This is a genomic window from Alsobacter sp. KACC 23698 (genome assembly GCF_045348435.1).
Lineage (GTDB): Bacteria > Pseudomonadota > Alphaproteobacteria > Rhizobiales > Beijerinckiaceae > Alsobacter.
This window is the reverse complement of sequence record NZ_CP157484.1, coordinates 5,314,579-5,341,331: the sequence shown is the minus strand read 5'-3', so window position 1 is coordinate 5,341,331 and position 26,753 is coordinate 5,314,579. Positions and strand designations below refer to the sequence as shown.

24 protein-coding genes and 1 pseudogene are annotated in these 26,753 nt (G+C 70.3%); 8 read left to right on the top strand and 17 right to left on the bottom strand.

The genetic code is table 11. The annotated features are described in order from the left end of the window. Nucleotides 1–52 precede the first annotated feature (52 nt). Both ABEG18_RS25585 and ABEG18_RS25580 read right to left on the bottom strand, forming a co-directional pair. Nucleotides 53–1,501, bottom strand: a complete 1,449-nt coding sequence (locus ABEG18_RS25585; protein WP_406855844.1) for an aldehyde dehydrogenase family protein — start codon at nt 1,499–1,501, stop codon at nt 53–55. A gap of 37 nt (nt 1,502–1,538) precedes the next feature. Continuing rightward, the gene (locus ABEG18_RS25580) at nt 1,539–2,729 is read right to left on the bottom strand and encodes a fumarylacetoacetate hydrolase family protein (protein ID WP_406855843.1); all 1,191 of its coding nucleotides are present in this window, start codon (nt 2,727–2,729) and stop codon (nt 1,539–1,541) included. Between the two features lie 243 nt (nt 2,730–2,972). Here ABEG18_RS25580 and ABEG18_RS25575 point away from each other — a divergent pair, with 243 nt between their 5' ends. After that, complete coding sequence (locus ABEG18_RS25575) at nt 2,973–4,199, top strand: glycosyltransferase family 1 protein (RefSeq protein ID WP_406855842.1); 1,227 nt, start codon at nt 2,973–2,975, stop codon at nt 4,197–4,199. Then, nucleotides 4,183–5,340: a UDP-galactopyranose mutase gene (glf, locus tag ABEG18_RS25570; protein ID WP_406855841.1), complete on the top strand. Its 1,158-nt coding sequence runs from the start codon at nt 4,183–4,185 to the stop codon at nt 5,338–5,340. The genes ABEG18_RS25575 and glf overlap by 17 nt, the downstream gene beginning before the upstream one ends. 6 nt (nt 5,341–5,346) lie before the next feature. Here the strand turns inward: glf and ABEG18_RS25565 are convergent, their stop codons facing one another. The 6 genes from ABEG18_RS25565 to ABEG18_RS25540 all read right to left on the bottom strand — a co-directional run bounded on the left by ABEG18_RS25565 (nt 5,347) and on the right by ABEG18_RS25540 (nt 11,839). Beyond that, nucleotides 5,347–6,303, bottom strand: a complete 957-nt coding sequence (locus ABEG18_RS25565; protein ID WP_406855840.1) for a MurR/RpiR family transcriptional regulator — start codon at nt 6,301–6,303, stop codon at nt 5,347–5,349. Beyond that, nucleotides 6,300–7,268, bottom strand: a complete 969-nt coding sequence (locus tag ABEG18_RS25560) for an ABC transporter ATP-binding protein (RefSeq protein ID WP_406855839.1) — start codon at nt 7,266–7,268, stop codon at nt 6,300–6,302. Before ABEG18_RS25560 ends, ABEG18_RS25565 begins: the two co-directional genes overlap by 4 nt. Continuing rightward, entirely contained in the window at nt 7,265–8,266 is a 1,002-nt protein-coding gene (locus tag ABEG18_RS25555) for an ABC transporter ATP-binding protein (protein WP_406855838.1), read from the bottom strand. The genes ABEG18_RS25560 and ABEG18_RS25555 overlap by 4 nt, the downstream gene beginning before the upstream one ends. 1 nt (nt 8,267) lies before the next feature. Then, nucleotides 8,268–9,110: an ABC transporter permease gene (locus ABEG18_RS25550; protein ID WP_406855837.1), complete on the bottom strand. Its 843-nt coding sequence runs from the start codon at nt 9,108–9,110 to the stop codon at nt 8,268–8,270. A 4-nt stretch (nt 9,111–9,114) separates the two neighbouring features. Further along, nucleotides 9,115–10,056: an ABC transporter permease gene (locus tag ABEG18_RS25545; RefSeq protein ID WP_406855836.1), complete on the bottom strand. Its 942-nt coding sequence runs from the start codon at nt 10,054–10,056 to the stop codon at nt 9,115–9,117. Between the two features lie 223 nt (nt 10,057–10,279). Continuing rightward, nucleotides 10,280–11,839 (bottom strand): ABC transporter substrate-binding protein, encoded by a 1,560-nt coding sequence (locus ABEG18_RS25540; RefSeq protein WP_406855835.1) that lies wholly within the window; start codon nt 11,837–11,839, stop codon nt 10,280–10,282. A gap of 221 nt (nt 11,840–12,060) precedes the next feature. Here ABEG18_RS25540 and ABEG18_RS25535 point away from each other — a divergent pair, with 221 nt between their 5' ends. Both ABEG18_RS25535 and ABEG18_RS25530 read left to right on the top strand, forming a co-directional pair. Next, on the top strand, nt 12,061–13,194 hold the full coding sequence (locus tag ABEG18_RS25535; protein WP_406855834.1) for an amidohydrolase/deacetylase family metallohydrolase: 1,134 nt from the start codon (nt 12,061–12,063) through the stop codon (nt 13,192–13,194). A gap of 180 nt (nt 13,195–13,374) precedes the next feature. Next, nucleotides 13,375–14,079 (top strand): glutathione S-transferase N-terminal domain-containing protein, encoded by a 705-nt coding sequence (locus ABEG18_RS25530; protein WP_406855833.1) that lies wholly within the window; start codon nt 13,375–13,377, stop codon nt 14,077–14,079. A 78-nt stretch (nt 14,080–14,157) separates the two neighbouring features. On the opposite strand, the gene ABEG18_RS25525 is transcribed toward ABEG18_RS25530, so the two are convergent. Next, nucleotides 14,158–14,514: a hypothetical protein gene (locus ABEG18_RS25525; RefSeq protein ID WP_406855832.1), complete on the bottom strand. Its 357-nt coding sequence runs from the start codon at nt 14,512–14,514 to the stop codon at nt 14,158–14,160. A 259-nt stretch (nt 14,515–14,773) separates the two neighbouring features. Here ABEG18_RS25525 and ABEG18_RS25520 point away from each other — a divergent pair, with 259 nt between their 5' ends. Then, a complete protein-coding gene (locus ABEG18_RS25520) occupies nt 14,774–15,034 on the top strand; it encodes a hypothetical protein (RefSeq protein ID WP_406855831.1) in 261 nt (86 codons plus the stop codon). 81 nt (nt 15,035–15,115) lie between these two features. Here the strand turns inward: ABEG18_RS25520 and ABEG18_RS25515 are convergent, their stop codons facing one another. Continuing rightward, a complete protein-coding gene (locus ABEG18_RS25515; RefSeq protein ID WP_406855830.1) occupies nt 15,116–15,757 on the bottom strand; it encodes a PRC-barrel domain-containing protein in 642 nt (213 codons plus the stop codon). Between the two features lie 305 nt (nt 15,758–16,062). Between ABEG18_RS25515 and ABEG18_RS25510 the strand changes: the two genes are divergently transcribed. Beyond that, a complete protein-coding gene (locus ABEG18_RS25510) occupies nt 16,063–16,371 on the top strand; it encodes a CsbD family protein (protein ID WP_406855829.1) in 309 nt (102 codons plus the stop codon). A gap of 25 nt (nt 16,372–16,396) precedes the next feature. Here ABEG18_RS25510 and ABEG18_RS25505 read toward each other — a convergent pair whose 3' ends face one another. The 6 genes and pseudogenes from ABEG18_RS25505 to ABEG18_RS25480 all read right to left on the bottom strand — a co-directional run bounded on the left by ABEG18_RS25505 (nt 16,397) and on the right by ABEG18_RS25480 (nt 23,913). After that, nucleotides 16,397–17,542 (bottom strand): extracellular solute-binding protein, encoded by a 1,146-nt coding sequence (locus ABEG18_RS25505; protein ID WP_406855828.1) that lies wholly within the window; start codon nt 17,540–17,542, stop codon nt 16,397–16,399. 642 nt (nt 17,543–18,184) lie between these two features. Continuing rightward, a pseudogene (locus ABEG18_RS25500) lies at nt 18,185–18,568 on the bottom strand (response regulator transcription factor); the annotation flags it as partial. Continuing rightward, the gene (locus ABEG18_RS25495) at nt 18,565–20,316 is read right to left on the bottom strand and encodes a DUF3369 domain-containing protein (RefSeq protein WP_406855827.1); all 1,752 of its coding nucleotides are present in this window, start codon (nt 20,314–20,316) and stop codon (nt 18,565–18,567) included. The gene ABEG18_RS25495 and the pseudogene ABEG18_RS25500, both read right to left, overlap by 4 nt. Then, the gene (locus tag ABEG18_RS25490) at nt 20,309–22,393 is read right to left on the bottom strand and encodes a sensor histidine kinase (protein WP_406855826.1); all 2,085 of its coding nucleotides are present in this window, start codon (nt 22,391–22,393) and stop codon (nt 20,309–20,311) included. The genes ABEG18_RS25495 and ABEG18_RS25490 overlap by 8 nt, the downstream gene beginning before the upstream one ends. Continuing rightward, entirely contained in the window at nt 22,390–23,397 is a 1,008-nt protein-coding gene (locus tag ABEG18_RS25485) for a TRAP transporter substrate-binding protein (protein ID WP_406855825.1), read from the bottom strand. The genes ABEG18_RS25490 and ABEG18_RS25485 overlap by 4 nt, the downstream gene beginning before the upstream one ends. Before the next feature lie 126 nt (nt 23,398–23,523). Continuing rightward, entirely contained in the window at nt 23,524–23,913 is a 390-nt protein-coding gene (locus ABEG18_RS25480; protein WP_406855824.1) for a hypothetical protein, read from the bottom strand. A 223-nt stretch (nt 23,914–24,136) separates the two neighbouring features. Here ABEG18_RS25480 and ABEG18_RS25475 point away from each other — a divergent pair, with 223 nt between their 5' ends. Continuing rightward, complete coding sequence (locus ABEG18_RS25475) at nt 24,137–24,364, top strand: hypothetical protein (RefSeq protein ID WP_406855823.1); 228 nt, start codon at nt 24,137–24,139, stop codon at nt 24,362–24,364. A 67-nt stretch (nt 24,365–24,431) separates the two neighbouring features. Here the strand turns inward: ABEG18_RS25475 and ABEG18_RS25470 are convergent, their stop codons facing one another. Beyond that, nucleotides 24,432–26,345 (bottom strand): AI-2E family transporter, encoded by a 1,914-nt coding sequence (locus ABEG18_RS25470; protein WP_406855822.1) that lies wholly within the window; start codon nt 26,343–26,345, stop codon nt 24,432–24,434. A gap of 170 nt (nt 26,346–26,515) precedes the next feature. On the opposite strand from ABEG18_RS25470, the gene ABEG18_RS25465 reads away from it, so the two are divergent. Continuing rightward, nucleotides 26,516–26,734, top strand: a complete 219-nt coding sequence (locus ABEG18_RS25465; protein WP_406855821.1) for a hypothetical protein — start codon at nt 26,516–26,518, stop codon at nt 26,732–26,734. Nucleotides 26,735–26,753: the final 19 nt, after the last annotated feature.

The following is a 26,753-nucleotide window of genomic DNA, read 5'->3' as shown; positions in this document are numbered from 1 at the left end:
TAGCGCCGGGACGGCGGGCGGGGACCCGGGGGTCCGCCGCCCTGCCGGGGGTTCAGCCCGCGAAGGTGTAGGCGGTCTTCACGGTCGTGTAGAACTCCCGCGCATAGGCGCCCTGCTCGCGCGAGCCGTAGCTGGAGCCCTTCCGGCCGCCGAAGGGCACGTGGTAGTCGACGCCCGCCGTCGGCAGGTTGACCATCACCATGCCGGCCTCGCTGTTGCGCTTGAAATGTGTGGCGTATTTCAGGCTCGACGTGCAGATGCCGGCCGACAGGCCGAACTCGGTGTCGTTGGCGAGCTGAAGCGCCTCGTCGTAGTCCTTCACCCGGATGACGTTGGCGACGGGGCCGAAGACCTCCTCGCGCGAGATGCGCATCTGGTTGGTGGTCTCGGTGATCAGCGCCGGCTGGAGGTAGAAGCCGGGCGTCTCGCGGGTCAGAACCTCGCCGCCCCAGGCGAGCTTGCCGCCCTCTTCCTTGGCGATGGCGATGTATTTGAGGTCCTGGTCGAGCTGGTTCTGGTCCACCACGGGGCCGATATGCGTGCCGGCCTTCAGGGCGTCGTCGATGACGAGGCCCTTGAGGCGCTCGACGCAGGCCTCCACGAACTTGTCATGGATGCCGGCCTGCACGATGAGGCGCGAGGAGGCCGTGCAACGCTGGCCGGTGGAGAAGAAGGCGCCGTTGACCGCCACCTCGACGGCGACCTTCAGGTCGGCATCGTCCAAGACCACGAGCGGGTTCTTGCCGCCCATCTCGAGCTGCAGCTTCTTCATGCGGGCGCCGGCGACGGCGGCCGCCGCGACCTTGCGGCCGGTCGGCACCGAGCCGGTGAACGTGATGGCGTCCACGTCCTTGTGCTCGAGGATCGCCTGGCCCACCTCCGAGCCGCGGCCCATCACGAGGTTCAGCACGCCCTTGGGCAGGCCGGCGCGGTGCAGGATGTCGACGATCGCCCAGGCGCAGCCCGGCACGAGGTCGGCCGGCTTGAACACCACCGTGTTGCCGTAGGCCAGGGCCGGCGCGATCTTCCAGGACGGGATCGCGATGGGGAAGTTCCAGGGCGTGATCATGCCGATCACGCCGACCGGCTCGCGGGTCATGTCGACCTCGACGCCGGGCCGCACCGAGGCGAGCTTCTCGCCGGAGAGGCGCAGGCACTCGCCGGCGAAGAACGCGAAGATCTGGCCGGCCCGCACCGTCTCGCCGACGCCCTCCGGAAGGGTCTTGCCCTCCTCGCGCGACAACAGCCGGCCGAGCTCGTCCTTGCGGGCGAGGATCTCGTCGGAGGCCTTCTTGAGGATCTCGTAGCGCTCCTGCGGGGTGGAGCGGGACCAGGCCGGGAAGGCCGCCCTGGCGGCCGCGATGGCCTCCTCGGCCTGCGCCTTGGAGGCGCGCACATATTCGCCGACCACGTCCTTGGTGTTGGACGGGTTGATGTTGGCGTTGGTGGAGGATCCCTCGACCCAGTCGCCGGCGATGAGGTTCTTGAAGGGTGCGTTCATGGGGATGTCCTGTTCTTGAAGTCGGGGCTTGGCGGGATCAGAGGACGCCGCGGCGGGCCAGGTTGCGCATCAGGTGGGAGGCGCCGAAGGTCCAGGGCGGGCATTTGTCGGTGTGCTGCATGCGGTTCACCAGACTGCCCAGCCAGGGTGTCGCGATCGTGACGATGTCGCCGATCTTGTGCGTGAAGCCCTTGCCGGGGGCGTCGCGGTCCTCGATGGGGGCGAACAGCGTGCCGGTGTAGAGGATGGCGCCGTCCGGATACTGGTGGTGCTTGCCCAGCATCTGGCCGGCCAGGTCCTCGAAGCTGCGGCTGATCTTGGCCAGCGAGGAATGGCCCTCCAGACGGTAGCCCTCCGGGCCCTCGACCACGAGCGTCAACTCGGCCTGGCGCAGATCCTCGATCGAGAAGGTGTCGTCGAAGAAGCGGAAGAACGGCCCCACGGTGGCGGAGGCGTTGTTGTCCTTGCACTTGGCGAGCAGCAGCGCCGAGCGGCCCTCGACGTCGCGCAGGTTGATGTCGTTGCCCAGCGTCGCGCCGACGATGCGACCCTTGGAGGACACCACCAGAACGGCCTCGGGCTCGGGGTTGTTCCAGGTCGACATGGGGTGCAGCCCGCCGTCGACGCCGGTCCCGACCGCCGACATCGGCGGGGCCTTCGTGAAGATCTCGGCGTCCGGGCCGATGCCCACCTCGAGATACTGGCTCCAGGCGCCCTGGTCGATGAGGGTCTGCTTCAGCCGCATCGCCTCCGGGGAGCCGGGCACGAGCTTGGAGAAGTCCTCGCCCACCATGGCGACGATGCCCTCGCGGATGCCGTTGGCGGCCGCCGGGTCGCCCTTGGCGCGCTCCTCGATGACGCGCTCCAGCATGCTGATCGCGAAGGTGACGCCCGCCGCCTTGATGGCCTGCAGGTCGTTGGGGGCCAGCAGCCACGGCCGGCCCTCGTCGCGCCCGTCGGGCGGCGTATTGGCGAGGAGCTCGTCCAGCGAGCAGACCAGTTCGCCGGGCTCCTCGGCCAGCGCCCGGGCCGGATCGGGAGACTCGCACAGGTCGCGCATCGTCGGATAGGCGCGGGTGACGTCGAAGACGCCGACGCCGCCGGCCTGGGGGCGCAGCGCCACGATCGAGGGGCCTGAAACCTCCGGCCGCCAGATGCGGGCGGCGAGCGCGCCCCGGGCGCCGTCGCGCGGCAAGGTCGTGGCGCTGTCAAGCTTGAGGCGTGTCACGAGACGCTCCCTAAATCGGTTATTATCAGCGCGTAGTAGCACCGCGCCCGCTCCGTGGCGAGGCGCCATCCCGGCCCGGGGCGCCACCCTGGCGTGCGCCGCATGGCCCCGGGCCGCGGCGCCGGGCCCCTCCGAGACGCCTTCGTACGTGAGCGACCCAGGACGGGAGTCTGTGGGGCCGCCGGAACGCAAGCACAGCCGGGCTGTTGAAGACGGGCATTCTACAATGAAAGATTCCCGCCGATGACCCTTCGCGCCGACCCCCATTCGTCGTCTTTCGCCACGTCTTGTGACAAAAATCCCCAGACTGACAAAGCCGAGGTCATCCTGTGCCTGTCGCATCTGCGCTGGAATTTCGTGACGCAGCGGCCGCAGCATCTGCTGACGCGGGCGGCTCGCGACTATGAGGTCGTGTTCGTGGAGGAGCCCCTCTACCGCGAGGGCGCCGAACCCTCGCTCGAACGCTCCACGACTCCCGAAGGCGTCACGGTCGTCGCGCCGGTCCTGCCGTGGGGGCTCGACTCGGTCCAGGTCACGCGGGCGCAGCGGCGGCTGATCACAGCGCTCGTCGAGGGCTTCGACGCGGAGCGTCTCATCGCCTGGTACTACACGCCGATGGCGCTGCCCTTCACGCGCCACCTCGCGCCCGACGTCGTGGTCTACGACAACATGGACGAGCTGTCGGCCTTCCTGGGCGCCCCGCCGCGCACGATCGCGCTGGAGCGCGAGCTGCTGCGCCGCGCCGACGTGGTGTTCACCGGCGGCGTCAGCCTCTACGAGGCCAAGAAGGGGAGGCACGCCAACATCCACCCTTTTCCGAGCAGCATCGACAAGGCCCATTTCGGCCAGGCCCGCGGCCATGCGGGGGAGGAGCCCGCGGACCAGAAGCCCATCCCGGGACCCCGGCTGGGCTTCTTTGGCGTCGTCGACGAGCGCATGGACCTCGACCTGCTCGCCCGGATGGCGGACCTGCGGCCGCATTGGTCCTTCGTGATGATCGGACCGGTGGTCAAGATCGACCCCGCCAGCCTGCCGCGCCGCCCGAACCTGCACTGGCTGGGCGGCAAGTCCTACGCCGAGCTGCCGTCCTATCTGGCGGGCTGGGACCTCGGGATCATGCCGTTCGCCATGAACGAGGCGACGCGCTTCATCAGTCCGACCAAGACGCCGGAGTTCCTGGCCGCCGGCAAGCCGGTCGTGTCGACCCCGATCGTCGACGTGGTGCGCTCCTATGGCCGCCAGGGGCTGGTCGCCATCGCCGGGACGGCGGACGAGTTCGTACGGCTCGCCGAGGGCCTGATGTCCGCGCCCCGCGGCGAATGGCTTTCGGCGGTCGACCGCTGCCTCGCGACCCTCTCATGGGACCGCACCTGGGCCGAGATGAACGACCTCATCCGCGCCGAAACGCGCGTCGCCGTCCGGCCCCGCGCGGCCCGCACCGGAGAGGTCGCCGATGCCGTACGCCTATGACTGGCTCGTCGTCGGCGCGGGCTTCGCCGGCAGCGTGCTGGCCGAGCGCCTCGCCTCGCAGCGCGGCGAGCGCGTGCTCCTGATCGACCGGCGGCCCCATGTCGGCGGCAACGCCCATGACCGCCTCGACGCGGCCGGCGTGCTGATCCACCAATACGGCCCGCACATCTTCCACACCAATTCCGAGGCGATCTTCGACCACCTGTCGCAGTTCACGGCCTGGCGGCCCTACGAGCACCGCGTGCTCGCCAGGGTGGACGGGATGGAGGTCCCGATCCCGATCAACCTCGACACGGTGAACCGGCTCTACGGGCTCGACCTCACGTCGGCGGAGCTGGAGGACTGGTTCGCGGCCCGGGCCGAGCCTGTCGACGAGATCCGCACGTCCGAGGACGTGGTGGTGAGCAAGGTGGGGCGCGAGCTCTACGAGAAGTTCTTCCGCGGCTACACCCGCAAGCAGTGGGGCGTCGACCCGTCGCAGCTCGACAAGTCCGTGACCGCGCGGGTGCCGACCCGCACCAACCGGGACGACCGCTATTTCGGCGACGCCTTCCAGGCGATGCCGGCCGAAGGCTTCACGCGCATGTTCGAGCGCATGCTCGACCACCCCGCCATCACCCGGCGGCTCGGCGTCGACTACGCCGACGTGAAGACGGAAGGGCTCGCTCCGCGCACCATCTTCACCGGGCCGGTGGACGAGTTCTTCGGGCATCGCTTCGGCAGGCTGCCCTATCGGTGCCTGCGCTTCGACCATCGCACCCTGGACCAGGAGCGGTTCCAGCCCGTGGCGGTGGTGAACTACCCGATGTCGGAGGACTACACCCGCATCACCGAATACAAGCACCTCACCGGCCAGAAGCACCCCAAGACGAGCATCACCTACGAGTATCCGTCCGACGTCGGGGACCCCTACTACCCCATCCCGCGGGCCGAGAACGCGGCGCTCTACAAGCGGTACGAGGCGCTGGCGCTGCAGACGCCGGACGTGTGGTTCGTGGGCCGGCTGGCGACCTATCGCTACTACAACATGGACCAGGTGGTCGGCCAGGCGCTGGCGACGTTCCGCCGGATCGAGCAGGCCCTCCCGCGGCCGGGCGCCCGGGAGACCGGGCTGGAGCCGGCCCTCTCGACGGCGCTCTGAGGCGGCTCAATCCGCCTCGCCGGGCCCGTCCTCGCCCAGGGGCGAGCTGCCCCAGTGCATCATGGCGGGGTCGTCATTGTCGACGCCGTGGGTCTGCAGGACGTCGTGGATGTCCTTCAGGCGCGCATTGACCTGCGGGCCGCGCCGCAGCCCCACCATCACCATGACGATCTCGATGATGAGGAGCTGCACCACATAGGCTTCCGTGCCGACCCGCATGGTGGCGTCGCGCGGGACGTCGGTGCTGAGCACGACGTCGGCGAGATCCGCCAGCGGCGTCCGGGTGCGGGTGAGGGCCACCACGGTCGCGCCGCGCGCCTTGCCGAGCTGCACGGCCTCCAGCAGGGCCGGCATCCGGCCCACGAAGGAGATCGCGAAGAGCACGTCGCCCGGCCGCATCGTGGCCGCGCCGACAAGCTGGAAATGGGCGTCCGAGAAGGCGTTGGTGACGAGGCCCAGCCGAAACAGCCGGGCCTGGAGATCCTGCGCCAGGAAGTTGGACGTGGCGCCGGCGCCGTAGCAGTCCACCCGGCGGGCCTTGTGGATCGCCTCGGCGGCGCGCTCCACCTCGGCGGGGTCGAGCCGGCGCTGCCATTCGGCCAGCACCGAGGTGAGACTGCCGACGACGTTGCGGACCACGTCGCCGGTGCTGTCGCCGAGCGCGACACCCCGGTGCAGGTAGGGCGTGCCGAGCGCCAGCGCCCCGGCGAGCTTGAGCTTGAAATCCTTGAGGCCGTCGCACCCCACGGCGCGGGCGAAGCGCACGATGGTGGGCGCGCTCACGCCGGCCCGCACGGCGAGATCTTCGACATTGGTCTGCACGGCCCAGCCCGGGTTCTCCAGGATCATGCGGCCGATGCGCCGTTGGCCCTCCGACATGCCGTCGAGGCCGAGCCGGATGGCGCGCAGGATGTCGGGCGCGCCGTGGTCCGGGCCGTCGCCGGCTCCCGCGGGGGCGCTCACGCCGCCCCCGGGGCGAAAGGCGGGTCGTCCAGGAGGCAGGCCGAGGCGCTTGCGTCCGGGTGGCTGCGCAAGGGCGGGACGATCCGGGCGCAGGCCTCCATGGCGTGCGGGCAGCGCGTGCGGAAGACGCAGCCGGAGGGCGGCGCCACGGGCGACGGAATGTCGCCCTTCAGGACACGGGCCAGCCGCGGCGCGTCGGGGTCCGCCTTCGGCGAGGCGGCGAGCAGCGCCTGCGTGTAGGGGTGGCGCGGCCGGGTCGAGACGACCGCCGTGGGGCCGATCTCCATCACGCGCCCGAGATACAGCACCGCGATGCGGTCGCACATCAGCTCCACCACGTCGAGGTCGTGCGAGATGAACAGCATCGCGAGGCCGAAGCGGGACTGCAGGTCCTGCATGAGGTTGAGGACCTGGGCCTGCACCGAGACGTCGAGCGCGGACACGGGCTCGTCGGCCACGATCAGCTCCGGCTCGACGGCCAGCGCCCGGGCGATGCCGATGCGCTGGCGCTGGCCGCCGGAGAATTCATGCGGGAAGCGCGACATGTGGGCCGCCGGCAGGCCGACGGTCTCCAGGAGCTCGCCGATGCGCTCGCTGCGGCGGCCGCGGGCCAGCCCGTGGGCGTCCAGCGCTTCGCCGACGATGTCGCGCACCCGCAGGCGGGGGTTGAGGCTGGCGTAAGGGTCCTGGAACACCATCTGGGCCCGCCGGCGGAAGGCCTTCAGCCGGCGCGCGGGCGTCTGTGCGATGTCCTCGCCGCCGAAGCGGACGACGCCTCGCGTGGGATCCAGCAGCCGCAGGACCAGCCGGCCGATGGTGCTCTTGCCCGAGCCGGACTCGCCGACGAGGCCCAGCACCTCGCCGGGCTGGATGGCGAAGCTCACCTCCTCGACGGCGCGGACCGGATGCGGCCCGCCCCCGAAATGCTTGGTGAGTCCCTGGACGTCGAGAAGCGGCGCGCTCACGCGATCTCCCTCCAGCGCAGGCAGCGCACGACGCCGTCGGGGGCCGATTCCAGCGCCACCGCTCCGACGCGGCACGCATCGACCGCGTAGCCGCAGCGCGAGGCGAAGCCGCAGCCCTGCGCCGCCCGCGAGACCTGGCCCGGGATGGAGCGGACGACCCGGCGGCCGTCCTCGCCGCGGACGGCCCGCGCCGGCAGGCAGTCCAGCAGGGCGCGCGTGTAGGGATGCTTCGGCGCATGGAAGAGCGGCCGCACCGGCGCGCTCTCCACCACCTCGCCGGCGTACATCACGGCGACCTGGTCGGCGATCTCGGCCACGACGCCGAGATTGTGGGTGATGAACAGCACCCCCATCCCGATCTCGCGGCGCAGCCGCTCGATCAGGGCCAGGATCTGCGCCTGGATGGTGACGTCGAGCGCGGTCGTCGGCTCGTCGGCGATGAGCAGCGCCGGGTCGCACGCCATCGCGACCGCGATCATGACCCGCTGGCGCATGCCGCCCGACATCTGGTGCGGGTAGTCGTGCACGCGGCGCCGGGCGTCCGGGATCTCGACCAGGTCCAGCATCGTCTCCGCCCGGCGCATCGCAGCGCCGCGCCCCATGCCGAGATGCAGCCGGGCGGACTCGGCGATCTGCTCGCCCACGGTCATGACCGGGTTGAGGCTGGTCATGGGCTCCTGGAAGATCATGGCGATCTGCGAGCCGCGCAGGCGGCGCATGACGGGGGCCGGCGCCTGGGCGAGGTCGACGCGGTCGCCGGCCCGCCGCCGCAGCCAGATGCGCCCGCCGGAGACGCGGCCCGCCGGCCGCGGCAGCAGCCCCATGACGGCCAGACTCGTAACCGACTTGCCGGACCCGGACTCGCCCACCAGCGCGACGGTCTCGCCCGGCCGCACCGCCAGCGTGACGCCCCGCACGGGCGTGACGACGCCCTCCTCGGTGCGGAAGCTGACTTCGAGGTCCTCGATGGAGAGCAGAGGCTCCGGGGTCGCATCCATGTCAGAGCGCCTTCCGGAGCTTGGGGTCGAGCATGTCGCGCAGGCCGTCGCCGACGATCTGCAGCGACAGCGCCGCCAGCACGATGGCGACGCCCGGAAACAGCACGACCCAGAAGGCGTCGTCGGCGAACTGCTGGCCGGACGCGATCATGGTGCCCCAGGTCGGCGTCTCGGGCGGCACGCCCGCGCCCAGAAACGACAGCCCGGCCTCGGCCAGCACCGCATAGGCGAAAATGAAGGTGGCCTGCACGAGCACCGGCGAGGCGACGTTGAGCAGGATGTGCACGCCCAGGATTCGCCGCGTGGACACGCCCAGCGCCCGCGCGGCCTCCACGAAGGGCAGCTCGCGCACCACCAGCGTGGAGGCGCGCACCACCCGCACGACGCGCGGCGTGTAGACGATGGACAGCGCGAACACGACGTTGAACGCCGACGCCCCCAGCACCGCCACCAGGAAGATCGCCAGCAGAATGTCGGGCAGCGCCATCATGGCGTCCACCACGCGCATCACGGGCGCGTCCAGCCGCCGGAAATAGCCGGCGAAGAGCCCGATGGCGGTCCCGATCGTCATCGAGACGGCCACCACGGCCGCCCCGATGCCGAGCGACGCGCGCGCCCCGAAGACGATGCGCGAGAGGATGTCGCGGCCGAACTCGTCGGTGCCGAGCCAGTTCGCCTCGCTGGGCGGCCGCAGCCGGCGCGCCAGCCGCATGGCGTCGGGCTTGAACGGCGTCACCCACGGGGCGAACAGGGCGGCGAGCAGCAGCAACGCCAGCACCAGCGCGGCGACCAGCACCAGCTTGCGGCGGAACAGGCGGCGAAAGAACAGCAGCGCGGGGGACATCGGCTCAGGTCCGCACGCGCGGATCGACCAGCGTGTAGATCACGTCGATCGCCAGGTTGATCAGCACGTAGACGCCCGCCACCACGATCAGCGCGCCCTGGATCACCGGGTAGTCGCGCCGCAGCACGGCCGACACCACGAGGTTGCCGACGCCGGGCAGGCCGAACACCGTCTCGGTGACGATCGCGCCGCCCACCAGCAGCGCCGCCGTGAGGCCCACCACGGTGACGATCGGGATCAGCGCGTTGCCGAAGGCGTGGCGCAGCACGACGCGCGCCTCGGACACGCCCTTGGAGCGCGCCGTGCGCACATAGTCCTCGTTCAGCACGTCCAGCATGCTGGCGCGCGTGAAGCGGGTGATCAGCGCCGAGTTGACGAGCCCCAGCACGCTGGCGGGCAGCACGAGGTGGCCGAGCCTGTCCGCCAGCGGCGCGCCGGGGTCGCCATAGCCGGCCACCGGGAACCACCCGAGCCGCACGGCGAAGAGCTGGATGAAGATCAGCCCGAGCCAGAAGCTCGGCACGTTGGCGGCCAGCATCGCGAGCCCACTCACGATCTGGTCCACGACCCGGCCCCGCCACACCGCCGAGGCGACGCCGGCCGGAATGCCGATCAGCGCCGCGATCGACACCGAGAACAAAGTGAGAAAGAAGGTCGGCTCGGCCCGCTCGGCCAGCGCCTGCGTGACGGGCCGCTGCAGGAAGATCGACTGGCCGAGATTGCCGCTCGCGACCTCCTTCAGCCACAACCCGAACTGCACCAGCACGGGCTTGTCGAGGCCGTACACGGCGCGCAGCCGCGCCACGTCCTCGGCCGTCGCCTGGTCGCCCAGCATCAGGGCGGCCGGATCGCCCGGCGCCAGGCGGGTGAGGAAGAACACCATGGTGGCGACGAGCAGCATCACGATGATGAGCCCGCCGATCCGCCGCGCCAAGGTCAGCCACATGCGTGTAGAGCTCCAGATGGTCCGACGGCTCGGTCGCGCCACTTCGCCGTCATCCCCGGCGGCGCGTCGCGCCGGGAAGGGGATCCAGGGGCCAACACTGAAATCCATCAAGGATGGCGCGCGTGGCCCCTGGATCCCCTTCCCCTCCGCCGCGATGCGGCTCCGGCCGGGGATGACGGCGGGGAGCGGGGGAGACCCTTTGCCCTCCCCCCGCCGCCCGGCGTCAGTTCAGCTCGACGTTCCAGAAGGCCGGGAAGGGCATCGGCGTGTAGCCCTTCATCTTGGACGACACGCCCGCCAGCGAGCCGAAGTTTCCGGCGCGGATGTAGGGAACCTCGTCATAGACGACCTGCTGCACCTTGGCCCAGAGCGGGCCGCGCTTGGCCGGGTCCGGCTCGCCGTTGAAGGCCGCCAGCGCGGCGTCCTTGGCGAGGGTCTTCCACCAGCCCGGCGCGCCGTCGCCGAGTTGCGGCGGCGACAGCATGGGCTCGGGGAAGAAGGCCGAGTGGGTGATGTAGACGTCCCACAGCGCCGGGTCGCCGCGGCGCTGCACCAGCGTCGCCCAGTCGACCACGTCGAGCGTCACGTTGAAGCCGGCCGTCTTGAGCTGCTCGGCCATCACGAGCGCCATGCGGTGGTGGAAGTCGTACTGCTTGGAGTTGAGGATGCGGATGGGAGCGCCGTCGTACTTGGCCTCGGCCAGCAGCTTCTTGGCCCCGGCCGCGTCGGCCTTGCTGTAGCGGTCCGCGCCGGCGTCCGAGTAGAAGGGCGAGCCCTTGGGGAAATGGGACGGCGCCAGGGCGAAGAACTTCGGGTCGCCGAAGCCCGCCAGCAGGATCTCCTCCTCGTCCAGCGCCATCTGGAACGCCTGCCGGACCTTGAGGTCCGCCATCGGGCCCTGCTTGGTGTTGGTGGGGAAATACGGGAAGCCGTACGGCATGGTCAGCACCGCCTTGGCGGCGCTCGACGCAGCGAGCTTCTTGTTGGCTTCCACCGGCAGCTGGTCGGCGAAGTGGTACTGGCCCGCGACCACGCCCTCGACGCGCGTGTTGGCGTTGGGCGCCGGGATGAAGCGCAGCTCGGCGATCTTGGCTTCCTTCTTGCCCGCATAGCCGTTGGCCGGCTCGGAGCGGGACACGTAGCCGTCGAACTTCGTGAGAACCACGAACTGGTCCGGCTTGCGCTCGCGGAACTTGTAGGGGCCGGTGCCGACGAACTCGACCAGCGGATTGGCGATGCTCTCCTTGGCCATGATGCCCGCATAGCCGGACGGCAGCGCCAGATGGGCGAGCAGCGCCGGCTGCAGGTCGCCGAGCGCGATCTCGACCGTGCTCGGGCCCTTGGCGGCGATGGACGTGATGCTCTTGGCCAGCGCCTTGCCGCGCGGCGTCATCTCGACCCAGCGCTTCAGCGACGCCACCACGTCGTCGGCGTCGAGGTCGCGGCCGTTGTGCAGCTTCACGCCCTTGCGCAGCTCGATGGTGTAGAGCTTGCCGTCCGCCGCGATCTTGGGCATCTCGGCGGCCAGCATCGGCTTCACGGCGCCGTCCGCGTCGAAGGTGAACAGCGGCTCGTAGACGTGCTGCATGATGATGCTGACGAGGTCGGCCGTGGACGCCATCGGGTCCAGCGACTGCGGCTCGCCCACCATCGCCAGATTGGCGCTCTGCGCGCCCTGGGCGGACGCCACCTCGGGCGCCAGGAGGGTCGCCGCCATCGCGCCCATGCCCGCGTGGAAGCCGCGGCGCGTCGGCGCCCAGCCGAATGATCCAGAATCCGTCATGCGTCCCTCCCATCCCGCCAAGGCCCGCCGTTCCCGCAACGGGCTCTGCTTCTGGATGAAAGTTTATTAAGCTGCAAATTGGCCTGTCAACGCCTGTTTGCCGCCGTGATGCTCGAGACAACCGTTTATGACTGAACCAAACAGATCGTCGTTGACCCCCGGGCGGAGGTCAATGTAACTTTTTTCCGTCTGCGCTCCGGCGCGCGATCAAGGTTGAGGCCATGGACTACGAACTCGTCGTGAGCGGCGGGCGGGTGATCGACCCGTCCCAGGGCATCGACCGCGTCACCGACGTCGCCTTCGCGGCCGGCAAGGTGGCGGCCGTCGGCGACGGCCTCGCGGCGCGGGCCGCCCAGCGCGTCGACGCCTCCGGCCGGATCGTGACGCCGGGCCTGATCGACCTGCACACGCATGTGTACTGGGGCGGCACGTCGCTCGGCGTCGACCCGCTGATCCTAGCGCGCGGCGGCGCGACGACGCTGATCGACACCGGCAGCGCCGGGCCGGGCAACTATCCGGGCTTCCTGGAGCACGTGATCAAGCCCGCGCCGATGCGCATCATCGCCTACCTCAACGTGTCCTTCGCGGGCATCTACGGCTTCTCCAAGCGCATCATGGTGGGCGAGAGCGGCGACCTGCGCCTGATGGCGCCGATCGACGCCGTGGAGGTCGCGGAGGCGAACCGCGACACCCTGGCGGGCATCAAGGTGCGGGTCGGCATGAACGCGTCGGGCAATTCCGGGCTCGTGCCGCTGCAGATCGCCCGGCAGGTCGCCGACCGCATCCGCATGCCCATGATGGTGCACATCGACGTGCCGCCGCCGACGCTGGAGGACGTGCTCGCGCTGATGCGGCCGGGCGACATTCTCACGCATTGCTTCCGCCCCTTCCCCAACACGCCCGCCACCGGCGACGGCAAGGTGCTGCCGGCCGTGCTGGAGGCGCGCGAGCGCGGCGTCCTGTTCGACATCGGCCACGGCATGGGGTCGTTCTCGTTCAAGACCGCGCGCGTGATGCTGGCCAACGGCTTCATGCCGGACACCATCTCGAGCGACGTCCACGCGCTGTGCATCGACGGCCCGGCCTTCGACCTGCTCACCACGCTGTCGAAGTTCCTGTGCCTCGGCGTCGACCTGCCGTCCGTGATCAAGGGCGCGACCCAGAACGCGGCCGCCGCACTGCAGCGGCCGGACCTCGGGACGTTCAAGCCCGGCTCGGCCGGCGACGCCTCGATCCTGTCGCTCGACCACGGCGCGCACGACTATGTCGACTCCACCGGAGAGCATCTGCGCGGCGAGCAGCGGCTCAACGCCCGGGGGGTCGTAATCGCCGGGAGGCTCTGGCACGCGGCCTAAGCGGGCGGCGGCTTCGCCGGCGCCGCGACGGCGCGGCTTTTCTCAAGCAGGGTCAGGCGCAAGCCGCAGGGCCGGGCCGTCGACGCGCGCCGGCGCCGCAGGAGCCTTGCGCAAACGCCACGTGCGCGCCGCGGCCGTTCATGCATGATCCCGCTCTTCGTCGACACAGGACAGACCCCCATGCCCGACCTCTCCACCTTCCCGATCACGAAGCGTTGGCCCGCCCGGCATCCCGAGCGGCTGCAGCTCTATTCCGTGCCCACGCCCAACGGCGTGAAGGTCTCGATCATGCTGGAGGAGATCGGCCTCCCCTACGAGGCCCACGCCATCAATATCGGCCAGAACGAGACCTGGACGCCCGAATTCCTGTCGCTCAACCCGAACGGCAAGATCCCGGCCATCATCGATCCGGACGGGCCGGGCGGGAAGCCGCTGGGCCTCTTCGAATCCGGCGCGATCCTGCTCTATCTGGCGGAGAAGTCGGGGCAGCTGCTGCCGGTGGACCCGGCGCTGCGCTACGAGACGATCCAGTGGGTGTTCTGGCAGATGGGCGGCCTCGGGCCGATGTTCGGCCAGCTCGGCTATTTCCACAAATTCGCCGGCCGCGAGATCGAGGACAAGCGGCCGCTGGAGCGCTACAGGGCGGAATCCCAGCGGCTTCTGGGCGTGCTGGAGAACCGGCTGGCCGGGCGCACCTGGATCATGGGCGAGGCCTTCACGATCGCGGACGTCTCGATCCTGGGCTGGGTGCGCAACCTCATCGGCTTCTACGGCGCGGGCGACCTCGTCGACTACGGCTCCCTGTCCCACGTCCCGGCCTGGCTGGAGCGGTGCCTGGCCCGCCCGGCCGTGGAGCGCGGCCTCAACATCCCGCCGCGGCCCTGAACGAGGCGCGGGGCCGGGCGTGGCTGGAACGCCGCGCGCCGGCCCCGGGCCGTCGAGAAGACGGGACGGAGCGCCCGGTCAGGGATTGCGGCGGATGCGGTCCTGGTGCTCGGACTCCTCGACCGTCTTGAGGATCAGGCCCAGGCGCGTGACGTCGCTGGGGGTGATCTCGTCCAGCGGCCGATTACACACCGAAGACAGGTAATTGTAGTAGGCGTTGACGATGCGCGTCACCGCGAGCAGGCGCTTGTGATCCTGCTGGTTCGTCCTGCCGAACTCGCCCGGACCCTGCTTCACGTCCGAGAACAGCGCCCGGCTCAGCCCGTCGATGATGTTGGAGTCCTGCACGCCAGGCGCCGGGCGGTGCATCGGCGCGTCGTTCCCGGAACTGACCGGCAACGGATGGGCGTCGGTCTTCACGGCTTGATCAGGCATGGGGGGTTCCTTCGAAAGAGCGATCACAATCTGCGGTTGATATCATCCAACTTGGACAAGTTCAGCTTGACAAGCAACTCGAATCATCCGCAGCGGCCGCGCGCGCTAGCGTACGTCTCATTCGGGACCAGCTCCGGGGGGCTGAATTCCGCTCCTCGGTGGGAGCATGGCGCGTCTGCGCGCTGAACTTTCCCTCTCCATGAACCATCGTCCTCATCGCGAATTGCTGACTTGTGCGTTGCAAAAAAGGTGAGCCACGATGCTGAACTGGATGAAATACTCGCTCGACGCCGCCATGCTGACGCTCGACGCGCAGCGCGTCATCGGGATGCGGCTCGCCAAGCTGGGCGCGGGCGGCCCCACGGCGGCCGCCGAGGCGTCGCTGATGGTGAACGAGAAGATCGCCGCGGCCCTGGAAGCCGGCGCCACGATGGCGGGCGGCGGGTCCGCCCACCAGGTGGTGCGCGGCTACCGCAAGCATGTCAGCGCCAATATCCGCCGGCTGGGCCGCAGCCGCTGACGCGGCGAGACTGTCGCCGGCGCGAAGAAAGGGCCCGCGTCATGGACGCGGGCCCTTCGTTCGTCGACCGGGATGGCTGGTTTAGCGCAGGTTGTAGGCCGGCGCGCCCTTGAGCTGGTCCTTGGTCATGCTGATCTTGCCGTGGTCCGGATAGGACCGCTCGGCCGCTCCGGCGCGCGCGACCGTGCCGGTCGTGTCCGTGCTCGGGGCGGTGGCGCCCGCGCCCGCGGCGGTCGAGTGGGTCGGAGCCGCGGCGGTGTTGTTGGCCGTGTTCATGCCGGCCGACGTGCCCGCCGCAGTGCCGCTGGCGCTGCTGCCGGAGGCCATGGAGGCGTTGCGGGGCGTATCGCTCCACTGGATGGAGCTGAACGGCACGGCGACGTCCTTCTCGCCCATGCCCAGGAAGCCGCCGACGCCGATCACGACGCCCTTGATGGCGCCCTGGTGGTCGAGAATGATCTCGTTGACATCGCCGACCTTCTCGTCATTGGGGCCGTAGATGTCGACGCCCATCAGCTTGGAGGCGCGCCACTGGGAGCCCTGCTCGTTGCTGATGAACTGCATCGAGCCGGCGCCCGCAGCCGAGGTGGACGGGGCCACGGTGGCGGACGGAGCCGTCGAGTTCATCGTCCCTGAGCTCGTGCCCGAGCTCGTCTGCGCCATGGCGGTCCCGGCCAGAAGCGCTGTAGCGATGACGCCGGCGGCGAACTTGGTCTTCATCATGATGATTCTCCTGAATCGTTGAAATCGGATGCGCATGCGGCGCTCTCTCCATAACGTCGACCTTGGGGCGATGGTTCGGGGACGATCTCGATTCATGGGACATTTCGCAGCGATGCTCCGAAGACCTTGAACTTCACCGGCTGTTCTTGAGCTTCACTTTGGGCGCAGGGGAGAAGTCGTGGGGCGGGGCCGGCCGCCGCCCCGGCGTTCAGGCGGCGCCTGCGCGGCGTCGCCGGCGGACGGAACCCACCGGAGGCGTTGGCGTTCTCGATCCAGCGGGGGCTTGACGACACACGAGGATTCTCATGGACACGGATCGGATTGGCGGAGCCGTCACCAACATCGCCGGCAAGATCGAAGGCGCGGCGGGCCGGGTCACCGGGGATCTCGGGACGCAGGCGCAGGGCCTGGCGGACCAGGCGTCGGGAACGGTGCAGAACGCCTATGGGCGCGCCAAGGACGCCGTCCGCGACGCAGCCGACGACGCGCCCGAAACCGTCCGCCAGGGCGCGGACGCGCTCGCCCGGCAGGTCCAGGCCAACCCGCTCGGCGCGATCGCGATCGCGGCGGTGGCCGGGTACGCCCTCGCGGCGCTGATGCACGGCCGCCGCTGAGGCGCGCCGCCGTGGCGGGCCGTCGTCAGAGGGCGGCCACCTTGGCTTCGTACTCGCCGCGAAGAGCCCGGTAGAACCCGGTCTGCACCGGCCACCACCAAATGTCCTCGATGACGCCCGGGTTGGGGTAGATGCTGTGGAACGACGCCTTGGCGCCGGGCGACAGGAACATCTCCGACCCGGCGGCGCAGCTGTTATAGCCGGTCGACTCGGCGAAGGCGGCCCCGGTCTGCGGCTCCAGGAGGAAATCGATCAGCGCGTAGGCCTGCTCGAGATTGGCCGCGCCGGACGGGATGCCGATGGTGTCCGTCCAGCCGAGCCCGCCCTCGCGGGGCATGCCGTAGCGCCAGCGGCTGTCGACGGTGCGGTTGAGCAGCACGCCCGTCGTGTCCCAGGTCTGGCCGATGACGCAGCCGTCCTGCATGAAGCCCTTCATGGCTTCGTTCGCGTCGTTCCAGCGCGCCCCGATGGCGCCGCGGCGCTCCGTCATGAATTTCAGGCACGCCTCCATCACGCGCCGGCAGTCGGCCTCGCTGCGATACATGTCCATGCCGCGGTTGGACCGCTCCTGCCCGGTCGCGTCCAGATGCAGCGCCACCCCGGTGAGAGCGGATTTCGGCCGGATGATCGCCTTGCGGCCGAGGGACGGATCCCACAGCATGCCGTAGGACAGCTCTCCCGAGCGATACGGGAAACGCGCGCTGTCATAGGTGATCCCCTCCGTGCCCCAGTCGAACGGGATCAGGTAGCGCCGCCCGCGATTGGTCGCGCCCAGGGTCACGGAGGTCTTGTAGATCGACGGGATGACGCGGTCCCCCTGGAAGCGCCGTTCGTCGATCGGCTGCAGCAGGTTGGACCGGTAGTAGTTCGGGGCCGTGTCGATCGACGGGAACACGATGTCGTAGCCCCGCCCCTTGCTGGCCGTGAGCGTCGCCTCCAGGTCCTCGTTCGACCCGAAGACGGAGAGCTCTGGCTGGATGCCGGTCCGGGCCTTGAAGTCGCTCAGGATGGCGTTGCGGTCGAAGAAGCCCTTCCAGGCGTAGACATTGACCCGGCCCGACGTGGCCAGCGCGTCGGCGGCGCGCAGGATGGCCGGCGCGGCCAGCGCGAGGCCGAGGCCGCGCAGGACGCCGCGCCGGCTGGTCGGGGGAGTGCGGTTCGGATCCACCATTCGGGTCTCCGGGTGCGCGCGGGCTCGCGCCGGTTCAGCCGCCGCACCCTATCGGGTCTTCGCGTTTTGGTTGTGTGAATAGGTTCACACAATCCTGTCCTCGCCTGCAAGCGCCCGGACGCGGGCGCCGGGTTGCCACAGCCAGATCCGCATCGGCTCGTCGACGTTCTTGAGCACGCGCTGGCCGGCGTCGATCAGGGGCGCGTCGACGCGGCCGCGGACGAACTGCCGGACGATCCCGGTGAGCGCGATGCAGCCGGGCTCGGCGTTCTCCTGGATGCGCACCGCGATCGTCACCGTCTCGCCGAAGCGGTCGGCGTGCTTGAACACCACCTCGCCGGCCGCGATGCCGATGCGGAAGCGGATGTCGCCGGCCGCCAGCCGCGAGCCGGGATCGCGCGCGATCGCCTCCTGGAAGCTGACCGACCACTCCACCGCGTCGACGGCGCTCTGGAACTCCACCAGCGCCCCGTCGCCCAGCACCTTGAACAGCGTCCCGCGCCGTTGCGCGATGGTGGGAGTCATGATCTGGCCGAAGATGCGGTCGATCGCCGCCAGGGTGGCGGGCTCGTCGTCATGGATGAAGCGGCCATAGCCGACGAAGTCGAGCGACACGATGGCGGCGAGCCGGCGTCCGGTCTGGGCGCTGCGGGTCCATTTCTGCCGGCGCAGGACGGAGCGGATGCGCGCCAGCAGCTCGCGCAGCTCGCAGGGCTTCGACACGTAGTCGTCGGCCCCCATCTCCAGCCCGATGACGCGGTCGACGGAGCTCGCCGTCGCGGTCAGCATGATCACCGGCGTCGGGAACGTCTGCTTCACCCAGCGCAGGGTGGAGAGACCGTCCTCGGCCGGCATGTTCAGGTCGAGCACGACGAGGTCGGCGGCGCGGCTGACCAGCACGGAGCGCAGCGACGCGCCGCCGTCGCAGAGCGTCACCTCGAAGCCCTGCATGCGCAGGTAGTCGCCCACCATCTCGCGGGCCGGCGCCTCGTCGTCGACCACCACGATGTGCTGGCGCTGCGTCATTCGTGCATCCCGGACGACGGCAGGCTGACCACGAAGGTGCTGCCCTTGGCGGGACCCTCGCTGGAGGCCTCGAGGCGGCCCTCGTGCAGCTCGACGATGCGCTTGGCGATCCACAGCCCCAGCCCGGTCGAGCCTTCGCCGGCGGTGGGCTTGGCGGAGAGGCGCTGGAAGCGCCCGAACAGCCGGCCGACATCCTCGCTGGAGAGACCCGGCCCGTTGTCGCGCACCCGGATCACCGCTTCGCCGTCCTCGATCCGGCCCGAGACCTGGATGCGCTCGCCGATGGGCGAGTATTTGATGGCGTTGCTGACGAGGTTGTCGATCGCCTCCTCGAGCCGGTCGGGATCGAAGCGCGCCGGCAGCGAGAGCGGCACGTCGACCTGGATGGCCTGCTGCTTGCGCTCGGCCATGGGCCGGTTGGCGTCGACGACCTGCCGCAGGAGCGTGGCGAGGTCGTGCGGCTCGCGGCGGACGCTGATGTCGAGCGCATCCGTCATGGCGTCGGCGATGAGGCGGTCGACCAGCGTGGTCAGGTAGCGGGCCGACTTGCGGATATGCTCGACCTGCATCTCCACCGCGCCGGCCGGCGGCTGGTCGGCGGCCAGCAGCTCGCCCAGGATCTCGGTCCGGCCCAGGATCACGCTGAGCGGGTTCTTGAGGTCGTGCGCCACCGTGCCCAGGAGCTCGGACTGGAAGGCGTTGGCCCGCCGCAGCCTGGCCCACTGGGCCTGCAGGCGCTGGTTGGCGGAGGTGAGTTCGCGCGTGCGCTGCTTGACGCGCTCGTCCAGCAGGGCGTTGGCGTCCTGGAGCTGCTGGTAGAGCAGCACATTGTCGAACGCGATGGCGAGCCGGCTGCAGAACACCTCGACGAGGGCCCGGTTGGTGCTGGAGAGCTCCTGCCCGGCGTCGAGCAGCACCACCACCTCCCGGCCGCTCGCGGTGCGGATGTAGATCAGGAAATGGCGGGGCAGATATTCGGTGCGGCCGCACGCGAAGGCGTGCTCCACCAGCTCCCGGACTTCGGGGTCGAGGGAGGCGAGGCCGCCCTGCCGCACATATTGGCGATAGCACCCCGAGCCGGCCAGCACGCTGACGCCGCCCTGGTCGGAGCCGGTGTCGCGCAGCACCAGGATGCCGGCGCAGTCCACGTTCAGGATCGACCCGATCTGCGTCAGCACGCCCTCGGCCAGCCGCTGCATGGACTTGAAGTCGAACAGCGTGGAGGCCGCGTCGACGATGATCTCCAGCCCGCGCCGGGTCTCCTCCATGCGCTGGATCTGCTGGTGGCTGCGCAGCGCCGCCGTAAGCGAGGTGAAGAGCTTGTCGGCGGTGAGCTCGGTCTTGGCCTTGTAGTCGTTGATGTCGTAATCGAGGATGACGCGCTTCTCCGGCGCCTGGCCCGGCTGGCCGGTGCGCAGGATGATCCGGATGGAGTCGTTGCCGAGGTCGCGGCGGATGAAGTCGACCAGCTCGAGCCCGGCGGTCTCGCTCTCCATGACGACGTCCAGCAGCACCGCCGCGATGTCGGGATGCGCCCGCAGCAGGGCGCGGCCTTCCTCGGCCGAGCGGGCCGAGACGATCTCCAGCCCCATGCCGCCGAGCGCATAGTCGGCGAGGGCGAAGCGCGTGCCCTCGTGCACGGCCTCGTCGTCGTCGATGACGGCGATCTTCCAGCGCTTGCCGCGCTGGTCCGGCGCCGGGGCGTCCCGGTCGTCGATGAGGGTGAGCAGGTCGTCGCTGTCAGCCATGCAGGGCGCCTTTCGAATCCGGCGTCTCGTTGAGCGTGTCGCGGGGAGCGGCGGCGTCGCGGACGGGCTCGCCGGGGGCGACCCGCGGCAGCGTCAGCTGGAAGGTCGCGCCCCGCCCGGCCCGGGAGGTGAGCGTGATGCGCCCGCCCAGCCTCTGGGTCACGACGTTGTAGACGATGTGCAGGCCGAGCCCGGTGCCGCCCTGGCCGCGCCGGGTCGTGAAGAAGGGGTCGAAGGCCTGGCGCAGAACGTCGTCCTGCATGCCGACGCCGTCGTCGGAGAACAGGACCTGGACGCTGTCGGGGCCCATCGCCCGGCCGGTGACGCGGATGGTCCCGCCGCGTCCGTCCGGATAGGCGTGCGTCATGGCGTTGAGGAAGAGGTTAGTCAGCACCTGCCCGTAGGCGCCGGCGTCGCCGTCCATGGCGAGGCCGTCGGAGATGTCGACGTCCAGCGCCAGGCGGCGCAGGCGCAGCCCGGGCCGCAGGCTGGCCAGGATGTCCTCGGTGGCGAGGCGCAGGTCGAACCGGCGCCGGTCGGCGTGGCTGCGGTCCACCGCGACCTGCTTGAAGGACTGGATGAGGTCGCCGGCGCGCTGCAGGTTGGCCACGAGCTGCCGGGCGGCGTCGCGGTTCTGGTCCACGAAGGCGGCGAGCTGCGAGCGCCGGAGCTGGCCGGCGGCGAGGTCCTGCTCGAAGGCCGAGCAGCGCTGCGCCAGCGCCGACGCGACCGTGAGGCTGATGCCGACGGGATTGTTCACCTCATGCGCCACCCCGGCGACAAGCCCGCCCAGGGCGGCGAGCTTCTCCGCCTCGATCAGGCTCTGCTGCGTGGCGCGCAGATTGGCGAGCGCCTGCTCGGCCTCTTCCTTGGAGGCCCGGAGATCGGCCTCGGCGCGCTGCTTGGCGATGGCGTTGGCGCGGAACACCTCCACGGCGCGGGCCATGACGCCGATCTCGTCCCGGGCGCCGAGGCCCCGCACGCGGCGGGTGAGGTCGCCCGCCACGATCGCCCCCATGGCGTCGCCGATCTGCTCCAGCGGCCGGCTGACGCTGCGGGCCACGATGGTGCCCAGCACGACGATGACGCAGACCAGCGCCAGGGTGAGCACCCCCACCCAGGCGAACACCTCGCGCAGCACCCGGTCGAGCCGGCCCTGCGCCTGCGCCTCGCGCTCGGCGGTGCGCTGGGAGATCGCCTGCGAGGCCTTCTCCATCTCGGCTCCGCTGCGGTCGACGGTGTCGCGCAGCAGCCGCGCCTGAAGGTTGAACGCGGTGGCGAGCTTGTCGAGGCCCTGGGCGAGCTTGTCGGCTCGGTCGCCGAGCGCCCGCAGGGCGTCCTTCTGGAAGTCGGTCTCGGCCAGGTCGAGCATGACCGGCACGGTCTTCTCGATGGTGGCGATGTTGCGGAACGCCTCCTCGGCCGAGTCGTAGGCCAGCGAGAAATAATAGGCGTTCGCCGCGACCAGCGTCGCCGAGAAGGCCTCGCGCGACTTGCCGAGCGCAGGCAGAACCAGCGAGCCCTTGCCGTCGGTGGCGCCCTGCAGGATGGCGTAGAGGCCCGCCATCTCGCGGGCCGAGCGCAGCACCTCGTCCTCGTAGATCTGCGAGATCTGATGGCGCACGTCGCGCAGGGCGTCGAACCCGGCGAGCAGCCGCTCGGTGATGAGCGTCAGCGCCCTGGCCTGCTGGGTGATCGCCGGATCGGCGCCCTCGTGGCTGCCGAGCGCCTCGGTCAGCGTCGCCTTGCGGCGCTCGATCTCGGTCAGGACCTCGGGATTGGGCTGGGTGAAGTAGCGGTGGATGAGGCTTTGCAGCTTGCCCGCCTCGCTCTCGACGGTCAGCAGCAGCCGGTCGGACTGGCGCACCTGGACGAGCTGCTTCCAGGTGGCGTTCAGCACCTGCGCGCCGTCCCAGATGACGACCGCGAGCACCACCACGATGGCGGAGTTGATGCCCGCGATGGACAGGATGCGCCAGCGGATCGGCAGGCGGCGGATGAGGGATTCAAGCCGTGTGCGCTGCGCCGGGGGCTGGTTGGCGGCGCGTGGCGCGGTCGCGTCGGCTTGCACCGTCATGGGACCTGCCGGATGCGTTCGACGAGGCTCTTGAGGGCCGGGTCCGCCAGGGTCTTGTCGAGAAGGCCCGCCGTGGCGGCCTGGAACTCCGCCTTGTCGACGTCGTCCACCACCGAGTTTCCGGCGTCCAGCGCCTGCCTGCGGGCGCGCTCCTCCCAGACCGTCCAGAGCTCGTGCATGAAGGCGCTCGACTCGCGCGCCGCCTGCCGGAACACGGCCTGGTCGGCCGCGTCGAGGCTGCTCCAGGCCTTCTTGGACATCACCAGGACCTCCGGCCCCATGGTGTGCTCGGTGAGGGTGATGAAGCGCGCCAGGTTGAAATGCGTCGTGGACACGTAGGAGGGCCAGTTGTTCTCCGCGCCGTCGATCAGATGCGTGGCGAGAGCCGGCGTGACCTGGCCGTAGGGCAACGGCACGGGTTCGGCGCCGAGCGCCCGGATCATGGCGATCGCCATGTCGGACTGCTGCACCCGGATGCGCAGGCCCTTCATGTCGGCCACGCTGCGGACGGGGCGCACGCTGTTGTAGATGGACCGGGCGCCGGAATCGTAGAAGGCCAGGCCCACCAGGCCGTAGGGCTCCAGCGACGCGAGGAGCTCTTCGCCGATCGGACCGTCGAGGACCCGGCGCAGGTGATCGCCCGACCGGAACAGGAAGGGCAGCACCAGGACGGAGAGCGGCGCGGCCAGCCCCGCCAGGGGCGCCACATTGGTGCGGTTGATGTCGATCGCGCCCGCGCGGGTCTGCTCGATGGTGTCCTTCTCGTCGCCGAGCTGGCTGGAGGCGAAGACCTTGACGCCGTGGCGGTCTCGCGTGCGCTCCGCCACGAGGCGGCTCATGAACTGCAGCGCCTGGACGGTGGGGTAGGTCTCGACCTGGTTGTCGGCGGCGCGGAACTCACGCGCCTGCGCGGCGGGGCCGGCGCCCAGCGCCAGCCCCGCCAGGACCAGCGCGACCGCTGCTCGGCGGCCAAGGCCGGCGGCGGCCGGCGTGGCGCTCGACATGGCTGTTCCCTGGTTCATTGCAACCGAGGATAGTACTGGGGTTCGGGATCGCCAAGCGCGCCGATGGAACGCGAAACGGCGGCCGAAGCCGCCGTTCGCCGTGCCTCCGCGGTGCGGAGATGAAGGTCAGTCGCAGACGCGGACGCGCTGCATGCGGCTGTATCCGTAGCCGTCATAGACCTCGCGGGTGGTCCAGTAGCAGTCGCCGCCGCGCGAGCCGGCCGCCAGCGCGCCGAGCGCCAGGCCGCCGATGGCGCCGGCCGCAGCCGCGCCGCCCCAGTTGCCGCCGCGATGGCGGTTATAGTAGCGCGGGCCGCCGCCATAGGCGTGGCGGCCATATCCGCCGCCGCCATATCCGCCATAACCCCCGCGATAGACGCCGCCCGGATAGGCGCGCCAGGTCCCGGTGCTGGCGCCGGCCTCGGCCGGGGTCACGGTGGCGGCGGAGACGCCGAACAGGGCCGCCGCAGCGGCGGCGGCCGTCAGAAGGGGCTTGCCGAAAGTGCTCATGGACATCGTCATCCTCCTTTGCACAAAATTCAGTGCTTCCGTTGAGAAGACAACGCCGTCAGGACGAGTCCGTTCCGGTCGAGCCCAAGTTCGGGCCCCAGACGCCGCCTCGGATCATGGCGCTCCGGACCCGTTAAGCGTGATCAACGTCAGGGGCGCGGCGAATGCAACACTTCAGGCCGGGGCCGCGTTGACGGGGTGATCTTCACCTCACCCTCGGAGAACGCGCATGAGAGTTCCGTCCATTAAGTCATCCGCCGTGGCGGTCGCGGCCGCTGCGGTCGCGGTGTTCCTCAGCCTGGCCGGTTCGGCCGAGGCGCGGCCTTACGGCCATCACGGCTGGCGCGGCCATGGCCATCACTATGGCTGGCGCGCCCATGGCCCGCGCCATCATGGCTGGAACCGCGGCCACCATTATGGCTGGCGTCACCACGGCCCGCGCCGCCATTACTTCTAGGCTTTTCGGGTTCCGACTTCTGAAAGCGAGGCCCCGGACGCGTCCGGGGCCTTTTTTCGTCAGCGGGTCAGGCGCTCTGGGCCTCTTTGAGGGCGGGCTGCGCTTCGGTCCCGCCGTCCGCCTTGGCGGCGGCTTCCGGCGTCGGCGCGTGCAGCACGCCCTGGGCGACCGCGACCGCGTCGGCCAGCGTCGTGACCAGGGTGGCGGGCGCCACCACCTCGCGCAGGCTCTCCAGGTGCTCGCCGTTGTCCTGCAGCCAATAGCCGACCACGAAGGCCGCCTTCGGCGCCTTGCGCCGGAGCCGGCGCAGGGCGTAGCGGATGTGGACGGGCGAGGACGTCTCGAACACCGACAGGCAGATCACGTCGACGCCGCGGGTGTCGAGCCGGAACAGGTTCGCCATGGCCATGGATTCAAGCCCCAACGCCTGCGTGGGCAGGTTGCGGCGCGTGGCCAGCAGCCGGAAGAGCTGCGCCGCGGCCTCGTCGAGCGGGTTGCGCACGCCGATGCAGAGCACGCGCGGCCGGATGGGCTCGTGCGGCTCGCCCTCGGTCCAGGCGTCCGGCATCGCCGACGCGTCCGCGTCGACGGCGCTCAGCTCCTCCAGGTCCTCGACGAGCTCGGCCACCGAATCCCGGACGACCCCCATGCGCTCGGGCTCCAGGGCGCCGCGCGTGGCGTCCTGCGCGCCGAGCCTGATGCCGGGCAGCGCCACCGTGTCGAGATAGTCCGCCATGCTGGACTCCTCGAGGCAGGTCTCCGCCTGCTCGACCGCCTCGGTGGGGTCGGCGGCCAGCATGCGCTGGTAGAACATCTCGGGCGCCGACAGCACGGGCTGGTCGCCGAACATCACGTCGAAGACGGCGAACTGCTCGATGTGGCGGCCGAGGACGACGAGGCAGACCGTGAGGGGCGTCGCCATCACGAGCCCGATCGGCCCCCACAGCCATGTCCAGAAGGTGGCCGCCGTCACCACCGCCACGGGCGACAGCCCGGTGCTCTGGCCATAGACCAGCGGTTCGATGACATGGCCGACGATGGGTTCGACGAAGAGGAACAGCGCCCCGGCGGACAGGAACATGGTCCAGCCCGGATCCACGGCCGCGGCCAGCGCCATCGGCAGGATCGCCGAGATGGCGGCGCCGATATAGGGCACGAAGCGCAGGATCGCGGCGATGATCCCCCAGAGGGCGGGGCTCGGCACGCCGATGAAGAACAACCCCACCCCGATGACCACGCCGAAGCTGGCGTTGAGCGCGAGCTGGACGAGGAAATAACGGCTGAGCCGGTGCGCCGCGTCGTCGATGGCGGCGGTCGTTCGGTGCAGGTCCTGCGCGCCGGCGAGGCGGATCATGCGATTGCGCAGGTCCTCGCGCCGCATCAGGATGAAGATCACGAAGATGATGATGATGCCGGTCGTGGCCAGCGGGTGCAGCAGCGGCCCGATGAGGTCGGTCATGGTCCGGAAGGCGCTCGACTCGGGCGCGCGCAGCTCCACCGGGATGGGCTTGCTGTCGGCCTGGTCGCGGCTCAGGGCCGGATTGGACACCGCCTCGGGCTTCTGCAGCTCCTTGCCGAGGTCCTGCAGCACGTCGGCGGCGCGCTCCAGCGTGCCGTTGCCGGCCGCCATGCCGCGGATGCTCTTGATCTTGTCGCGGATCGTCCGCTCGTAGGACGGCAGGTCGCTGGCGAGCCGGGTGACCTGGCTGGCCATGATCGTCCCGAGGCCGGCGATCAGCAGGAACGCCATCAGGACGACGCCGATGACGGACAACGCCCGCGGGACCTTGACGCGCTGGAGCAGCCTGACCAGCGGCGCGAGCACGAAGCTGAGCAGCACCGCGAGCGCCAGCGGGATCAGGATCTCGCGGCCGAAATAGAGGGCGCACGTCACCACGACGGCCACCAGGATCGCCAGCATGACCGACATCGTGCGCTGGATGTCGGTCGCCGAGCTCGTCGGGACGGGAGTGGGGGCCATGATGTTTCCGCCGGCGCAGGACGATGCGCGCAACACCGAACAGCGATGTCCAGCCCAAGGTTCCCGGGCGTCCCCCCACGAGCGCCCGCGCGCCGACCCCGAAGCGCGCCGACACAGGAACGCCGCAAGGGGAGGTCAGCATCCGGGCGGTTCACCCAAGGGAGGCCGACATGGACGATTCATCCTGGACGCTGGAGAGCGTGCACGCCCTGAAGCGGCTGGCCGAGGAGCGGGCGCCCGCCTCGGTGATCGGCCTGAAGCTGGGCCGGGAGGCGCACGAGGTTCGCGCCAAGCTGCTGCAGCTCGGCCTGTCGGCGGGGCCGGACGTGGAGAGCCCCGAGGCCGGCCCCGAGCGCGCCGCCGACGAACCGCGGATGCACAACCTTTAGACCCGCCGATGTGCTGAGC